Source organism: uncultured Sphingobacterium sp. (assembly GCF_964277905.1).
GTDB lineage: Bacteria > Bacteroidota > Bacteroidia > Sphingobacteriales > Sphingobacteriaceae > Sphingobacterium > Sphingobacterium siyangense.
On the sequence record NZ_CAXYKD010000003.1, the window covers coordinates 186,954 to 203,898 of the forward strand.

At 40.1% G+C, this 16,945-nt stretch carries 11 protein-coding genes; 10 read left to right on the plus strand and 1 reads right to left on the minus strand.

What is annotated here, in order from left to right; genetic code table 11:
- Position 1 precedes the first annotated feature (1 nt).
- The 10 genes from ACHWSC_RS02830 (at position 2) to ACHWSC_RS02875 (ending at position 15,509) form a co-directional block, all read left to right on the plus strand.
- Positions 2–3,190 carry an efflux RND transporter permease subunit gene (locus ACHWSC_RS02830; protein WP_394675733.1) on the plus strand — a complete coding sequence of 1,063 codons (3,189 nt, stop codon included), beginning with the start codon at positions 2–4 and terminating at the stop codon, positions 3,188–3,190.
- Between the two features lie 6 nt (positions 3,191–3,196).
- Complete coding sequence (locus ACHWSC_RS02835) at positions 3,197–4,642, plus strand: efflux transporter outer membrane subunit (RefSeq protein ID WP_182984105.1); 1,446 nt, start codon at positions 3,197–3,199, stop codon at positions 4,640–4,642.
- Between the two features lie 288 nt (positions 4,643–4,930).
- Entirely contained in the window at positions 4,931–5,413 is a 483-nt protein-coding gene (locus ACHWSC_RS02840) for a DUF4822 domain-containing protein (RefSeq protein ID WP_394675734.1), read from the plus strand.
- A gap of 386 nt (positions 5,414–5,799) precedes the next feature.
- Positions 5,800–6,903, plus strand: a complete 1,104-nt coding sequence (locus ACHWSC_RS02845; protein ID WP_120332714.1) for a sensor histidine kinase — start codon at positions 5,800–5,802, stop codon at positions 6,901–6,903.
- Positions 6,903–7,664, plus strand: a complete 762-nt coding sequence (locus tag ACHWSC_RS02850) for a LytTR family DNA-binding domain-containing protein (RefSeq protein ID WP_120332713.1) — start codon at positions 6,903–6,905, stop codon at positions 7,662–7,664. Before ACHWSC_RS02845 ends, ACHWSC_RS02850 begins: the two co-directional genes overlap by 1 nt.
- 242 nt (positions 7,665–7,906) lie before the next feature.
- Positions 7,907–9,025 carry an efflux RND transporter periplasmic adaptor subunit gene (locus ACHWSC_RS02855; RefSeq protein ID WP_120332712.1) on the plus strand — a complete coding sequence of 373 codons (1,119 nt, stop codon included), beginning with the start codon at positions 7,907–7,909 and terminating at the stop codon, positions 9,023–9,025.
- A gap of 122 nt (positions 9,026–9,147) precedes the next feature.
- Positions 9,148–12,309 (plus strand): efflux RND transporter permease subunit, encoded by a 3,162-nt coding sequence (locus tag ACHWSC_RS02860; RefSeq protein WP_088162108.1) that lies wholly within the window; start codon positions 9,148–9,150, stop codon positions 12,307–12,309.
- A gap of 1 nt (position 12,310) precedes the next feature.
- Complete coding sequence (locus ACHWSC_RS02865; protein WP_120332711.1) at positions 12,311–13,747, plus strand: efflux transporter outer membrane subunit; 1,437 nt, start codon at positions 12,311–12,313, stop codon at positions 13,745–13,747.
- Positions 13,748–14,038: 291 nt separating this feature from the next.
- On the plus strand, positions 14,039–14,908 hold the full coding sequence (locus ACHWSC_RS02870) for a DMT family transporter (RefSeq protein WP_394675735.1): 870 nt from the start codon (positions 14,039–14,041) through the stop codon (positions 14,906–14,908).
- Positions 14,909–15,143: 235 nt separating this feature from the next.
- On the plus strand, positions 15,144–15,509 hold the full coding sequence (locus ACHWSC_RS02875) for a VOC family protein (protein WP_120332710.1): 366 nt from the start codon (positions 15,144–15,146) through the stop codon (positions 15,507–15,509).
- A gap of 72 nt (positions 15,510–15,581) precedes the next feature.
- Here the strand turns inward: ACHWSC_RS02875 and ACHWSC_RS02880 are convergent, their stop codons facing one another.
- The gene (locus ACHWSC_RS02880) at positions 15,582–16,808 is read right to left on the minus strand and encodes a DEAD/DEAH box helicase (RefSeq protein WP_046674542.1); all 1,227 of its coding nucleotides are present in this window, start codon (positions 16,806–16,808) and stop codon (positions 15,582–15,584) included.
- Positions 16,809–16,945 lie beyond the last annotated feature (137 nt).

Below are 16,945 nucleotides of genomic sequence, written 5' to 3' on the forward strand. Positions count from 1 at the left end.
CATGCTTAAGAAATTTATAGAAAGACCTGTACTTGCTACCGTTATCTCCATATTACTTGTCATATTGGGGGTGATCGGTATCCTAAAACTGCCTTTGCAGCAGTTTCCCGATATTGCACCGCCAGCGGTGCAAGTAACGGCTTTATATCCCGGGGCAAATGCCGAAACGGTCCTTCGTGCCGTAGCCCCCTCACTCGAAGAGTCAATTAACGGTGTTGAAAATATGAGCTACATGAGCTCTACCGCCAGCAACGACGGTTCGTTAATGATTACGGTATATTTTAAACTTGGTACAGACCCTGACCAAGCTGCTGTAAACGTCCAAAATCGTGTGGCTCAAGCAACCAGCCAATTGCCCGCTGAAGTTGTACAAGCCGGGATCACCACCGCAAAACAGCAAAACAGCTTGATCATGGTATTGGACCTTTATACGGAAGATCAGAGTAAATACGATCAGACTTTTATTACCAATTATGCGCAGATCAATATCATTCCTGAACTGAAACGGATACCCGGCGTCGGACAAGCATTGGCATTTGGTGGTAGCAAAGACTACTCCATGCGTGTATGGCTCAATCCAAATCAAATGGCGACCTATAAATTAACGCCTGAGGAAGTAATGGCTGCCATCCAAGATAAAAACGTCGAAGCTGCTCCGGGTAAATTCGGAGAGAGCAGCCGTGAAGCTTTTGAATTTGTAATCAAATATAAAGGTAAACTCAACCAGCCAAGTGATTACGAAAATATTATTATCCGTTCCAATACAGACGGCTCTGTACTAAAACTCAAAGACGTCGCTCGTGTCGAATTGGGATCCTATACCTATGCGAGTCACACCCGTATCAATGGAAAAGCAGGATTGAATATTGGGGTCATGCAGTTAGCAGGTTCGAATGCAAATGAAATTCAGATTGCCATTCAAAAATTCATGGAGAAAGCCTCTTTAAGCTTTCCAAAAGGTGTCAAATATCTCGTTTTATACAACACAAAAGATGCACTTGATCAATCTATTGACCAAGTAAAACATACACTAGTTGAAGCATTTATACTGGTATTTTTAGTTGTCTTTCTATTCCTTCAAGATTTTAGATCGACATTGATACCAGCGATTGCGGTACCGGTAGCCATCGTGGGAACATTCTTCTTCATGCAGCTCTTCGGTTTTTCAATCAACCTACTGACTTTGTTTGCTTTGGTGCTAGCCATTGGGATTGTCGTCGATGACGCGATTGTGGTCGTGGAGGCTGTTCATGCCAAGATGGAGCATGAAAATCTCCCGCCTAAGCTCGCTACGACATCTGCCATGAGTGAAATCACAGGCGCCATCATCTCGATTACATTGGTGATGTCTGCCGTATTTCTTCCCATCGGCTTTATGGAAGGCTCTACCGGGGTGTTTTATAGACAATTTGCTTTCACTTTGGCGATTGCAATCGTTATTTCAGCAATTAATGCCTTGACACTAAGTCCTGCGTTATGTGCGCTTTTCTTAAAACCAACGCATCATGGTCATGCTGATGCCAAGAAACTTAATTTCAAAGAGCGTTTCTTCGCTGGATTCAATGTCGGATTTGATCGGTTGACGAAGAATTATTTAGGTAGTTTACGCTTCTTGATCCGTTATAAGTGGGTTGCATTTGCAGGATTGGGAATTACCCTACTTTTGACTGTATTTATGATCCGTAAAACACCTACTGGATTCATCCCATCAGAGGATCAAGGATTCATTGCTGTATCCTTATCTATGCCAGCAGGTGCTTCTTTGGATCGTACCTCTGGTGCATTAGCCGAAGCAGAGAAGCAACTTCAACATGCTGATTTTACCAAAACTTTAAATGTACTTGCTGGTTTCAATATTTTGACACAATCCACAAGTCCATCAGCAGGTGTTGCATTTATCCTCCTCAAACCACATGAAGAACGTGGTAAGATAAAAGACATCAATGCTATTATGGCCGATGTCAATCAGCGATTGGCAAATATCAAAGGCGCAAATTTCTTTGTCTTTACCTTCCCTACTGTCCCAGGATTCAGTAACGTGGATGGTCTGGATATGGTACTGCAGGATCGGACCGGTGGACAACTCGGAAAATTCAGTGGCATAGGCCAAAAATTTATTGGCGAATTGATGAAACGTCCAGAAATTATGATGGCTTTCACAACCTTTAAAGCGGATTATCCACAATATGAACTCCAGGTAGATGATATCAAAGCAGAACAACTTGGCGTAAGCACAAAAAGCATCTTACAGACTATGCAAGCCTATTTTGGTAGTGCCCAAGCCTCAGATTTTAATCGTTTTGGAAAGTATTATCGTGTGATGGTCCAAGCTGATGCCAAGGATAGAAGTGAACCAACTTCAATGGACGGTATTTTTGTAAAAAACAGATTGGGAGACATGGTTCCCATCAATACATTAGTCAAATTAGAACGTGTATATGGTCCGGAAACAGCATCTCGTTACAACTTATTCAATTCGATTGGAATAAATGCGATACCAAAACCAGGATATAGTTCCGGAGATGCTATCCGTGCGGTTGAAGAAGTTGCAAAACAACAATTGCCGACTGGATTTACTTATGAGTTCTCAGGTATGACCAAAGAAGAAATTGTCTCCGGAGGCCAATCCACATTGATTTTTATTCTCTGTCTGATATTCGTTTATTTTCTGCTTGCAGCACAATATGAAAGCTATATCATTCCATTGGCGGTTATTCTCTCTATTCCTACAGGTATATTTGGGGTCTTCGCAGCAATTAGCTTCACTGATATTGCCAACAACATCTATGTACAAGTCGCACTCGTTATGTTGATTGGTTTATTGGCCAAAAATGCCATTTTGATCGTAGAATTTGCCATCCAAGGGCGTAAACAGGGACTATCAATTCCTAGTGCCGCACTTAAAGCAGCAAGATTACGTTTGAGACCTATTATCATGACTTCCTTAGCTTTTATCGTTGGTATGATTCCAATGATGACAGCGGTAGGTCCATCAGCGCAAGGAAATCACTCAATCAGTATCGCCGCTGCGGGTGGGATGTTCACTGGAGTAGTTTTAGGACTCTTTATCATCCCTATTCTTTTTATTTTCTTCCAATTTATCCAAGAGAAAATCGGAGGTACTCCACGGCAAAAACAACATGAAAGCGATGTCGTTTCATTGGAAATACCCGTGCATACAAACAATTAGTATATCATGACAGCATTTAAATATATCAATAGTAAATCAAAATTACTGACGGTTTTCATTTTATCTTTTGTCGCATGGTCTTGCAAAACAGATAAGTTGGTCAGCAATCAACATCTTGCCCCCAACTTACCCGAGCAGTACCGCGACCAAGCTAAAGCTCCACAGGAAACTAGCATAGGTTCTATTCCATGGCGCGATTTTTTTAAGGATCAAGTCTTACAAACCTTGATCGATAGTGCTATACAACATAACTTAGATATGCAACTGGCACTAAAAAATATAGAAGCGTCTCAACTGAGCCTGAAACAGGCAAAAGCTAACTATCTTCCCACGGCCCAACTACAGATCCGCGGAAATAGCACCAACCCATCCAATAACAGTATGAATGGATTGAGCCTGGGGCAGTTTTTAGGCCAACACCATGTAGAAGATTATACGGCATCCTTAGGTTTATCCTGGGAGGCCGACATATGGGGTAAAATCAAAAATCAAAATATAGCTGCTTTAGCTTCCTATTTACAGACAGAAGAAGCGAAAAAAGTAATTCAAACCCAATTAATTGCACAAGTTGCACAAGGTTATTATCAACTACTTATGCTTTATCAATTGCGTGATATCGCCAAACAAAACTTGCAATTAAGCGATACAACTTTACGTATTGTCCAGCAACAATATGAAGTTGGTGACATTACGCTGCTTGCATTGGAACAGGTCGATGCGCAACGATTGTCTGCAGCTGCCTTGATCCCAGACTTTGAACAACAGATCCGTATTCAGGAAAATGCCATTCAGATTCTTAGCGGAAAACTCCCGCAGGAAATTAAAATAGCGGAGAAATTGTCGAATATTCAATTCCCCGAAGAATTAGCAACTGGCGTCCCAGCCGATTTGTTAAGTCATCGTCCGGATGTAAAACAAGCTGAACTGGCTATTACAGCTTCACAAGCTTATCAACAATACGCAAAGGCACGCATGTATCCTTCCTTGGTTATTAGCGCCGAAGCAGGAGTAAATGCATTCAAGGCAAGCAATTGGTTCAACTTACCGGCTTCATTATTTGGGGCAATTACAGGAAGTATTACGCAGCCAATTTTACAGCGGAAGGAATTGAAAACTCAATATGAACTGGCACGTGTCGAACAAGAAAAGAACGTACTGATCTTCAAGCAAAAAGTAATCTCAGCAGCTGGAGAAGTTTCCGATGCTTTAATTTCAATTCAAAAATTGAAAGAAAAACAAAAGATTACTTCGGATAGAACGACGCGTCTAAAGGAAGCAACGAAGCACGCCAATCTTTTATTTGAAACAGGAATGGCCACTTACTTGGAAGTAATTACAGCACAAAGCAATATCTTGCAAAGTGAGCTCGAACTTGCTCAGGTAAAAAAAGCGGAGCTTTCTGCAGTTGTTGACCTGTATCGTTCATTAGGTGGTGGATGGAGCAACAACTAATGCTATAAAAAAAGCAATTTTCTAATTTTATTATACATATCTGGTAGATGGGGGGCTTTAGGGTCCCCTGTTTTATTTTTATCCGAAGCGCATTCTTCCATCACCTTTAATTTGTTTCCATGTAAAGCATACTTCAAAGCAAATTAAAAGCAAGCTTTTTCTTTTGTTTAACCTTCTTCTACAACGCGATCTCATTCAATTTATAAATCCTTCAAACCTTGGAATAAAAGAGACAAACGCAGCTGAAACAATGCGATTATTTTTGTGACATCATATAAATTTTATAAAATGAGAGATTTAAAAAAAATTGCATTAGCGGTATGTATCGCCTTAAGCACATTAGTAGCGATGAGCTGCAGTAAAGATGACGAAACTGTTGTTGAACCACAGCTTAAACCAAGCGAAATATTGGCCAGTACACCCTGGGAAACAACAAACGCAAAGAATAATAAAGGAGAAAGTGTAGTGTTAACAGATGCTAATGTGTCAAATTTTGTAGGATTTGCTTATTTCAAATCTGACGGTACATTTACAATGTTCAATCTTGACAATTCTCCCAAAATGCACGGCGACTGGACCATATCTGCAGATGGTAAAACGAGAACAATTGTTGCTAAAAATGCTGCTGGTGAAACATTGTTTACTCGTGTGGTTGATATTACTGTATTAACGAAGAAAGAATTCACATATAGAGTTTATCCAAACGCGAATGACAAAACAATCTATTTCGATATTATCCATACACCAACAACGCATCAAGAGCCAAAATAATTTACACGATAACACATCGAAAAAATAGTTACTTCAGTAAAACAGAAAGGCTTGACGAAACGATGTCAAGCCTTTCTGTTTATAGCTAAAAACGAGCCCCTTAACCAGAGTCATTCTTTTACACTGTTATATCAACAGATCACAAAAAAACAATAACAACAAGATTTACAATCCATTAAAAAAAACAGAACATCCGAATTTCATAAAAAATTATATTCTGATATGCCAAGGCAAGATAATCTATCGGCCTTCGTCAATATACGTCTGAGTACATCAAATTGATATTTCAGTCGGGGCTTTATACGCTTCAGCAGAAATTTGTCGTCCAATACTAAAAGGAATTACGAAATTTGCATAGATTTCACCGATACATATAAGTTAAAAGAATGCAGGATATAGCGATCTATAAAAACGATAAGACTCTAATTAGTACAAATAAAAAAAGGCTGATATTTACCTTTCTGTCCTTTCTGCTTATTTATCTCGTCGCCTATATTATTGATCCTTTTTCGAGTTGCTGGGATGGCTATTTTAAACGGAATATGTTCGAAATAATCGGTGAATGGACATTTACGATCATTTACAGCTTTATCATTTCCGAATTTAGTATCATTGTCCATGACAAGCTTAATAAGTTCTTAACCTGGAAAGATAGTCCGACAGAGCGACTTCTACTTGAAACCGTCATCAACCTTTTTGCAGTACTCTTTATCAATTTACTGCTGGAGTACCTGATTTCAAAATATTATTTTGGACCTCAAAATGTTACTATAGCCCCATCTTTGGAGGAAAAAAGAGGGATGATACAAAATATTACAATCAGTGTATTGATTGCGTTGATGATAATGGGGATCAATATTGGTAGTCATTTGATCACTAACTGGAAGAATGAATCCATGCGCGCAGCAAAGCTTGATCAGGTCATTCTTGAAACAGAACTTCAATCGTTAAAATTACAGATCGACCCCCATTTTGTCTTTAATAACCTGAGCGTGCTCTCAGAAATCATCCTCGAAGACCAACAATTAGGCTATGAATATGCAGAAAACTTCTCCAAAATATATCGCTACCTTCTTGTCAATTCCAAAAAGGACATTATCTCACTCGAAGAAGAACTCAACTTTCTAAATTCATACATATTTCTCATCAAAAACCGATTTGGCGATGGGGTAAACTTCGAAATAAACGTCAATCCCGCCAAACGCAATTGCCAATTACCTCCCCTTACCTTACAATTATTGGTAGAAAATGCATTAAAGCATAATCAGACAAATAAGAGAAAACCGCTGAAAATAAAGGTATACACCAACTCCCAGAATCAACTTGTTGTTGAAAATATATTAATCCCTATTGAGAATGTATCCGAATCATCGGGAATCGGGATTTCAAACATCATTAAAAGATACGATTTGCTATCCAACTTAAAACTGCAAATAAAGAATGATGGCAAAACATTTAACGTTATCCTCCCACTTTTAGCGCAAGCATAATGAATATAACCAAAGTATTAATCATCGAGGACGAAAAACTCAATGCCGATCGTTTAAAACGACTTTTGAAGGAAATAAAGCCATCCATCGTTATTTTAGATGTCCTTGATAATATCGCTGATAGCATCAACTGGTTCAATAGCAATGAACTTCCCGACCTCGTGATGATGGATATTCGTCTATCCGATGGTTTAAGCTTTGAAATATTAGAGACTATAAAAATAGACTGCCCAATCATATTTACAACGGCATTTGACGAATACGCTGTGAGGGCCTTTAAATTCAATAGCATAGATTATTTGCTTAAGCCTGTAGAAAAAACAGAGCTGGAAAATGCCATCCAAAAACTTGATTATCAAAAAGATCTCCAGATCAACCAACAACCGCTTCAAGGTTTATTGGATTTTATCTATCCGAAAGATTTTCGCTCACGCTTTTTAATTCCATTCAAAGACGGCTATAAAACCGTTCTCGTTGAAGAGATATTATACTTCTACTCCGAATTTAAACTTACCCATGCGCAACTCAAATGTGGCACTGTCGAAATTGTCCCTCAAACAATGGAAGAACTCGAACAGCAACTAAATCCAAAAGTATTTTTTCGCGCCAACAGGCAATTCATTGTGCATATAGATGCGATCAAAAGATTACATAACCACTTCAACGGAAAACTAAAAATAGAAATTAAAAATAACGATCAAGTGGAAATCCTTGTGAGCAGAGAAAAGGCTCAATTGCTAAAAAATTGGTTAGACTATTAATGTTAAAACTGATCCGCTTGCTCCTTTTTTCGTCAGAAAGGTAAAGTAAGTTTTTCGCGATAAAGAAGGGAATGTCAATCGGTAAGACCAATATTTCCAACACAATCGGATCGGACCATTTAATATCGTAAAATTCAGATCATCACTGATACGTTTCAGTAAGCAATTGTAACGTCTCGGTAGATTTCTTTGCCTTATGGCTTAAAAGAATTCTTTTCTTTGTTTCATTATAAAATGATAAAATGGCACAAAGAACGATGACTTTAAAACCTTTCCTTACACTTATTACAGCAGCAGCATTATTATCGTCCTGTGGAGGCAACCAAGAACAACCGCAAGAGCAGGCAGTTACTGTTGACTTTATCGAATTATCTCCTACCCACGCGGAGACCGAAAAAAAATATCCTGGTACATTAGAGGGGACCGTCAACGTCGATGTCAAAGCGCAGGTAACGGGTTATCTCGAGCAGATTTATGTCAAAGAAGGAGACTATGTATCCCAGGGTCAACCCCTTTTCAAAATAAAAGCTGATGTCTACAACGAACAAGTAAACAACAGCAAGGCAGCTTACCAAGCTGCTTTATCGGCAGAACAAAACGCGAAATTGGAGATTGAAAAAATCAAACCACTTGTTGAAGGTAAAGTGTATACCGAATTACAGTTAAAAACTGCAGAGGCCAATTATGCCGCAGCTAAAGCGCAGGTAGCGCAAGCACAAGCTGCACTCGGTTCATCTCAAATAAATGCCAAATTTACGTTGATCAATGCGCCAGTGAGTGGTTATATCGGCCGTATTCCTAATCGGATCGGAAATTTAATTACCGCAGCAGATGCGACACCTTTAACAACGCTATCTGAAATCAATACCGTAAATGTGTATTTTTCATTGAGTGAGGCCGATTTTATAGCCTTTGTCAAAGATCAGAATAACAAAACATCCAATCAACAAGCAACGCTATTACTGGCTGATGGAACAGCATACAACCATTCGGGGAAAGTAGAGTTAGCCAGTGGTAACATCGACAGAACAACAGGAAGCATGGCACTTAAAGCAAGTTTCATCAATCCCGAAAAAATTCTCCGTTCGGGTGGCTCAGCAAAAGTAATCTTGAAAAAAGCGCATGAAAACGTATTGTTGGTACCTATGGCCGCTGTAAAGGATATTCAAGACCGCTATTTCGTTTATGTTATTGGTGAGAAAAATAAAATTTCCATGAAACAGATTGAAATTGCAGGAAATACCGCTAACGCCTATTTACTAAAATCGGGACTCACAGCTGGTGAAAAAATCGTTATGAATAGAATTGACATGCTTAATGATGGAATGCAAGTTCAACCGACTAAAAAATCCACCATGTAACAAGAATAGCAGGTATAGCAAAAGCTGAACTGCTCAAAGAAAGGCAAGGCAACAAGCCTATACATTCAGTATTCACTTTTGGAAAAAAACGGTACTAAAAGCTTTATAAAATTTAAACTAAAATGTTAAAGAAATTTATTGACAGGCCAGTTTTGGCAACTGTTATATCTATCATATTTGTCATACTGGGGGTCATCGGTCTTTTTAGGCTGCCTCAAACGCGATTCCCGGATATCGCCCCGCCCACGGTTCAAGTTACCGGAAGCTATCCCGGAGGAAATAGCGAAACAGTATTGAGATCAGTTGTTACACCCCTTGAAGAGCAAATCAATGGTGTGGAGGACATGGAATACATTACATCTACTGCAAGTAATGACGGTACATTCTCTGTACGAATTGTCTTTAAAGCAGGTGTAAATCCAGATCAGGCAGCCGTTAATGTGCAAAACAGAGTACAACAGGCTACTCCTATCCTGCCACAGGAAGTTGTCCGAATGGGATTAACGACCTCCAAGCAACAAAATAGTATGATCATGATATTTAATATCTATACAGAAGATAATAAAAAATATGATGAACTATTTTTACAGAATTATGTGAACATCAACTTGATCCCACAGATCAAGCGTGTACCTGGCGTTGGTCAGGCCATGGTATTCGGTTCCAAAGACTATTCGATGCGTGTATGGTTGAATCCGCAAAAAATGGCGAGTTATGGACTTGTGCCACAAGAAGTCATTGCTGCAATTTCCAAACAAAGTTTGGAATCTGCACCTGGAAAATTAGGGGAAGAATCAAAAGCACCACTGGAATATGTCATACGCTATAAAGGGAAAAAGAACCTTCCTGAACAGTATGAAAACATTATCGTCAAAAACAATAACGTTCAGATCGTACGCTTAAAGGATGTGGCACGTATCGAGTTTGGCTCGATCAGTTATAGTGGTAATTCGCAAAATAACGGCCTCAATACCGTTACCATTGGTATATTCCAGACATCAGGCTCCAACGCCAATGAAATTGAAATCGGAATCGATAAACAGATTGAAATAGCGCAACGCTCTTTCCCTCCTGGGATCAAGATTTTTAAATTGATCAGTACCAAAGAACGCTTGGATGAAAGTACGGCACAAGTACGTTCGACATTGATTGAAGCCTTCATTTTGGTTTTCCTCGTTGTATTTTTGTTCCTGCAGGATATACGGTCGACTATTATTCCAGCAATCGCAGTTCCAGTAGCCATCGTAGGTACTTTTTTCTTCCTGCTGGTGTTTGGCTTTACCATCAATATATTGACGTTATTTGCCTTAGTACTCGCCATTGGTATCGTTGTCGATGATGCAATTGTCGTTGTCGAAGCAGTACATGGAAAGATGGAGACTTCCAACTTAACCGGCAAGCAGGCTACCCATAGTGCCATGAGTGAAATCACAGGGGCTGTAATCTCCATTACCTTGGTTATGTGTGCAGTTTTTATTCCCATTGGATTTATGACAGGTTCATCGGGCATGTTTTATAAACAGTTTGCCTATACCCTTGTTATCGCCATTGTGATCTCCGCGATCAATGCCTTGACTTTAACACCAGCACTCTGCGCATTATTGCTTAAAAATACGCACGCCGAAAATCACGATGGGCAGACCCCAAAAACAGGATTTTCTCAACGTTTTTTCAAAGCGTTTAATGCTGGCTTCGAAAACATGACCAACCGATACGTTGGTTCATTAAAATTCCTGGCAAAGAAAAAATGGATTTCGGCACTTTTGATCCTGGCTACAATTGGCGTTGCTGGATACCTCATGACAAGCACTTCCAAAAGTTTTGTACCAATGGAGGATGATAACTTTGTTGTATACAGTTTGGAAATGCCCCCGGGAACGGGACTTGATCGAACCACAAAAGCAGTAGAAAAAATCGAAAAACTACTTGCCGATATCCCTTCTATTGAAAGCCATACAAGTATTACTGGATTCAATATGATCGGTAACAACTCCAGCGCAGCCTATGCAACAGGATTTATACGCCTGAAAGATAAAAAGAAACGTGGTGAGATGAACGATATCGATCAGATTCACCAAGTGATCTCGCAAAAATTATCCAGTGTCAAAGAAGGTAACGCAATGGCCTTTCGCTCCCCTCCTGTTGATGGTTATGGTATGATGAATGGTGCGGAACTCGTTTTGCAGGACAGAGCTGGTAAATCGCCGGTCGAGCTCAAAGCAATGTCCGACTCCGTTATTGCGCAGATTATGAAACAACCAGGGGTGCAGTTTGCTTATACCATGTTCAGAGCAGATTATCCACAGATGGAGTTAGAAGTAGATGAAGACAAAGCTGCCCAACTTGGCGTAGATGTCAGTGAAATGCTTTCGTCCGTTCAAACTTACTTTGCGGGTGACCAATCATTGAATTTCAATCGTTTCGGTAAATTCTATCGGATAGCAGTTAAAGCGGATGGCATCTATAGAACCGATAAAGAAGCCTTCAACGAAATATTTGTCAAGAATAATCTTGGCCAAATGGTTCCGGTGAACACTTTGGTTACACTTCGTAAAGTTTATGGTCCTGAGTCGGTAACACGTTATAATTTATACAATTCACTCACGATAAACGTGGTTAGTACACCTGGTATCAGTAATGGTGCGATCATGGAAACATTGGAGAAAAATGTATTGACCAAGTTACCGGGAGACTATAGCTACGAATGGACGGGACTTAGCTTGGAAGAGAAGTCATCAGGCAATCAGACCGTACTTATCCTAGCATTAAGCTTGCTATTTGTATACTTTTTACTATCAGCACAGTACGAAAGTTACTTATTGCCCCTTGCCGTCCTGTTATCAATCCCAACAGGTATGATAGGTTCTTTCTTAGGAACACGTGCCATTGGATTGGACAACAATATCTACGTCCAGGTCGGCTTGATCATGCTCATCGGTCTTTTGGCAAAAAATGCCATTTTGATTGTTGAATTTGCTTTACAGCGGAGAAGAGCAGGCTCCTCACTCATTGATTCGGCTTTAGAAGGCGCAAGAGCTCGTCTACGCCCAATCTTGATGACTTCATTGGCTTTCATTGCGGGTATGGTCCCCTTGATGTTTGCGACCGGCGGAACGGCTACAGGTAACCATTCCATCAGTACCGGAGCGGCAATGGGTATGTTAAGCGGTGTTATCCTTGGGGTAATCATCATACCGTTGCTATACCTGGTGTTCCAATATTTGCAAGAAAAAGTTTCGGGTAAAAAGCTTACGGACAATACAGTACACAATACAAACGATTAAAATGAAAAAATTTCATCACTATATAACAATTTTCGCAAGCAGCACCCTGTTATTGTCCGCATGCAGTGTGGGAAAAAAATACACACGCCAGGAGATAGCCATGCCCGAAAATTTTAAAAACAGCGAGGTTGTCCTGACGTCTGATACGCTACAACTATCCTGGCGTAAATTTGTACAGGATCCCTTGTTGACCTCACTCATTGAAAAGGCATTATCCAACAATACAGACGTCAATGTTGCACTCCTCAACATGCAACAATTGGAACTCGCGTACAAGCAGTCTAAGAAAGGGTTACTGCCAACAGCCGATTTAAGCATTGGAGCGAATAGAACCTGGTTATCGAGCAATTCCTTGAATGGCTCGCTGAGTGACCAATTTATTGGGACACCTTATATGGACGATTATAGTGCCACGCTCAGATTATCTTGGGAAGCCGATATCTGGGGAAAGGTAAAAATGCAAAAAGAGGAATCTATGGCCAATTTTTTTGGCCAAAAGGAAAATTTATCGGCTCTGAAAACCCGGGTTATTGTACAGGTCATCCAGTCCTATTATAATCTGATTGCTTTGGATGAGCAGCTTAAGATTGCACAAAGAAATGTTCAATTGAGCGACAGCACACTGAATATGATACGTTTGCAATACAACTCATCACTGGTCAGTTCGCTTGCCGTGGAGCAAGCCGAAGCTCAGAAGAAAACTGCTGAATTGTTGATTCCCCTAGCCCATCAAAACATGGCTGTAGAAGAAAATGCACTGAGCATTCTTTGCGGAGGTTTCCCTCAGGGCATTCAACGTACAGCAAGTTTAGATGATACGATTGTTGGAGACGGACTTGCTACAGGGGTGCCGGCCGAACTCTTGAGCCGCAGACCAGATGTCAGAGCAGCTGAATACGCGGTTGTGGCTGCCACAAGCAGAATGGGACTTGCCAAAGCAGCGATGTACCCTTCCCTAAGCTTGACACCATCCATTGGTACAAACTCCATTCAATTTAACAAATGGTTTGATCTACCAGGTTCGATTGTGAAAACAATAGCGGGGAATATTGCACAGCCAATTTTTCAGAAAGGTGCTTTAAAAACAAACTATGAGATATCGGTCATCGAACGCGAAAAGATAGCATTGCAGTTTAAACAGTCGGTTATGGTTGCAGTTTCAGAAGTTTCGGATGCCTTGGCAAAAATCAAACATACGGAACAGCGCCTGCAACTTATCCATGCCAAATCAAATGCCCTCGCCAAAGCCACCGCTGATGCAGCCTTACTTTATAAAAGTGGGATGGCAAACTATTTGGAAGTGATAACTGCCCAAAACAATGCGCTCCAAAATGATTTGGAACGTATTACAGTAAAACGGGAAAAGCTCAACGCAGCCATAGATCTTTACCGTGCACTGGGTGGCGGAACAGATACTTTACCGCCAAATACGCCATAGAATCACAAAATAAAGGCAACTGACTAAATATATGCCCCTAGAACCAAAGATTTTCTAGGGGCTTTTTCATTCCTTTTTTGCAGCTGCGCCCAAAATTCCCTATCTTCGGGTAAATAAAAATATGATGAATAGAACGAGTTGTCTTCCTCCTCCAAGAGCGTAATATTTTTTCTCTATATTACTGAAGCCCAATACCAGAAATGGACCGATTTTCTGTGCTTCCTATTTACAATCAATTTTATTATTTAAAACCTTTCGTCCTTCATGGACGGAACTGGAAGACAATTTCTTATGAAACATTCATATTTCATGCTGCACCTTGCTGTGCTGTGCCTGGGACTATCTGGCGTATTTGGAAAAGTGATTTCACTCAACGAGGGGATACTCACATGGTACCGTGTATTTTTAGCTGCCGTTATCCTATTTTTTATTCTAAAATGGTATAAAATACCTACAGATTTTACGTTCAAAGAGAAACTGCATATAGCAAAAAATGGGCTACTATTGACAGCATCCTGGCTATTATTCTATGCTAGCATCAAATATTCAAACATTTCCATCGGTGTGATCTGCTACTGTATGGCAAGTTTTTTCACCGCTATTTTTGCACCGATGATCAATAAAACGAAATTCAGATTGTCTGAACTTCTGTTGAGTGGACTTACGTTGTGTGGGATAGCACTGATATTTCACTTCGATACCTCACACCAGCTTGGCATAGTCTTAGGGATAATTTCTCCGGCTTTTGCCTCACTCTATGCGGTTCACAATGAAAAATTGACCAAAAAGTACAATGCAATATGCATCAACTATTATCAAATGATCGGTGGAACAATAGGGCTGGCATGTCTACTTCCTTTTTACATTCAGCACTATCCAATCAGCACTTTCATTCCCAATGCCCTGGATATTTTCTATCTGATCATCCTATCTTTATGTTGCACTGTGGGAGTCTATCTCGCATTTACAGAAATCTTAAAGAAGATAACAGCATTTACATTGAACTTAAGCTTAAATCTTGAGCCAGTATATGCTATTTTGATTGCATTTTTACTTCTTAATGAAGCAAGAGAATTAAACCTATCCTTCTATGTTGGACTGTTTTTGGTTGTTTCATCTGTGTTATTGCAGTATTGGATCAGTAGTAAAAAGAGCGCTTAACAACCTCCATTCATTTCCCAGTCCAACTAAGATTGGGAAATGAATATTGTTTCCTCCTTGTGCCAAGCAGGTAGCCCCGATAAACAGGTAGCCCCGAAAAAAACATGTTGAAAAGAAAAATGTGTGTCATTTTCAACAAAGCCTTATATTTATGAAACGGTTCGGGTTTTAATTCCAAAACCGGCACAACCGGTCAAGCAATTTATTATATATACATTAAATAGATAGTTCCGTTATGAGCAATAGCAGTACAGAAAACAAATTTGTCAACCAGCAGATCCAATACCTTGAGTTTGTATCAAGCGACCTTGAAAGTGCCAAAGCATTCTACTCAACGAGTTTCGGTTGGGAGTTTACGGATTACGGACCAGCATATACGGCTTTTGGCGGAAAATATGTTGATGGTGGTTTTACACTTGGTGACCCCAGAAATGGCAGTATTCTCGTCGTTATCTATGCCGACGATCTGCAGGCTACGCGTGATCAGGTTATCCGTGCTGGCGGGACTATATTAAAAGATATTTTTAGCTTTCCCGGAGGAAAAAGATTTCAGTTCCAGGATCCTGACGGATATGAATTGGCCGTATGGACTGTTGAATAAAAGTTGAATACAGTATATACTCAAATACAAAGCCCCCATATTTTTCTCATATGGGGGCTTTGTATTTTAAGATCAGGCTCTTTTAGCTTTCTGATAGTTTTTATTTTTATTCCTATTGAAACGCTTCTTCTTATGCTGTGGATTCTTTTTGGCAGGATTGTAAGTAGGTCCCGCTTCAAACCCCTCTGGCAATGGAAGTTGTTCAATCGGATAACCTATTAAATTCTCGATCTGAGCGAAACGGTTTTGGTCTTTCTCATTGACAAAGGTAATGGCTGTTCCTGTAGTTGCTGCCCGCGCAGTACGTCCAATACGGTGTACGTAGTCTTCCGGATCCGGTGGAACATCGTAATTAACGACCAAACTTATCCCCACCACATCGATACCGCGAGATATCACATCTGTCCCTACCAGTACCCGTACCTGACGAGACCGGAATCTAGCCATGATATCTTCCCGTTTCGATTGCTCGAGATCCGAATGGAAACCCTCCGCATCAATCCCCTGCTTCTGTAATTCCTGAGCGAGAAGTTTGACTGTAGTTTTTTGGGATGCAAAAATAATAACAGATACATAGTTGGGATCCTTCAGTATATTCTTCAGAAGCTCCATTTTCTGTTGATCATAGGCAAGATATACACGTTGATCTATCCCTTCCGAAGGTTTAGAAATGGCAATATTGACTTCCACAGGCTCTTGCAAAATTTTTCGGGCAAAAGACCTGATCTTCATCGGCATCGTCGCCGAAAACAAAAGCATCTGCTTTTTCTTCGGTAGATAACTTACAATACGTAAAATATCGTCTTGAAATCCCATATCCAGCATACTATCGGCTTCATCCAAAACAAAGTGCTTTAAATGAGAGAGATCAATCTTCATGGAGGTAAGATGGCTTATCAACCTTCCCGGCGTAGCAACAATAATATTTACCCCCTCTCGTATGGCCCGTTTTTGCTGTTCATACCCCATACCATCACCACCACCATAAATGGCTATGGATGTTGCACCCGTATAATAAGACATGCCCATAATCTGCTGGTCAATTTGCATAGCAAGTTCCCGGGTCGGAACAAGGATAATAGCGAGGATAGATTCCCTTGAATTCCGTGCTATTGCATCGAGGATCGGCAACATATAAGCTGCTGTTTTACCTGTACCTGTCTGTGCACAGGCAATCATATCTTTTCCCTCTTTAATAATCGGGATGGTCTGTTCTTGGATCGGCGTAGCCTCCTCAAACATCATACTTTCTAAACCTTCTTCCAAAGCTGGAACAAAGCCAAATTCATCAAATCTCAACGTATTGTTTTTATTGTTGTGCCCTAAATTACTAAATCTAATTCATAAAAGTCTAAAATTAATACCTATAGCTCGTTATCCGCTTTCAAATAGATGTCCAGATAGGATTAATCCATGAGGGAATCAGAAATGAATTT

Coding starts and splice junctions, on each gene's coding strand:
- ACHWSC_RS02830 (WP_394675733.1), top strand. CDS start 2: ATGCTTAAGAAATTTATAGAAAGACCTGTACTTGCTACCGTTATCTCC.
- ACHWSC_RS02835 (WP_182984105.1), top strand. CDS start 3,197: ATGACAGCATTTAAATATATCAATAGTAAATCAAAATTACTGACGGTT.
- ACHWSC_RS02840 (WP_394675734.1), top strand. CDS start 4,931: ATGAGAGATTTAAAAAAAATTGCATTAGCGGTATGTATCGCCTTAAGC.
- ACHWSC_RS02845 (WP_120332714.1), top strand. CDS start 5,800: ATGCAGGATATAGCGATCTATAAAAACGATAAGACTCTAATTAGTACA.
- ACHWSC_RS02850 (WP_120332713.1), top strand. CDS start 6,903: ATGAATATAACCAAAGTATTAATCATCGAGGACGAAAAACTCAATGCC.
- ACHWSC_RS02855 (WP_120332712.1), top strand. CDS start 7,907: ATGGCACAAAGAACGATGACTTTAAAACCTTTCCTTACACTTATTACA.
- ACHWSC_RS02860 (WP_088162108.1), top strand. CDS start 9,148: ATGTTAAAGAAATTTATTGACAGGCCAGTTTTGGCAACTGTTATATCT.
- ACHWSC_RS02865 (WP_120332711.1), top strand. CDS start 12,311: ATGAAAAAATTTCATCACTATATAACAATTTTCGCAAGCAGCACCCTG.
- ACHWSC_RS02870 (WP_394675735.1), top strand. CDS start 14,039: ATGAAACATTCATATTTCATGCTGCACCTTGCTGTGCTGTGCCTGGGA.
- ACHWSC_RS02875 (WP_120332710.1), top strand. CDS start 15,144: ATGAGCAATAGCAGTACAGAAAACAAATTTGTCAACCAGCAGATCCAA.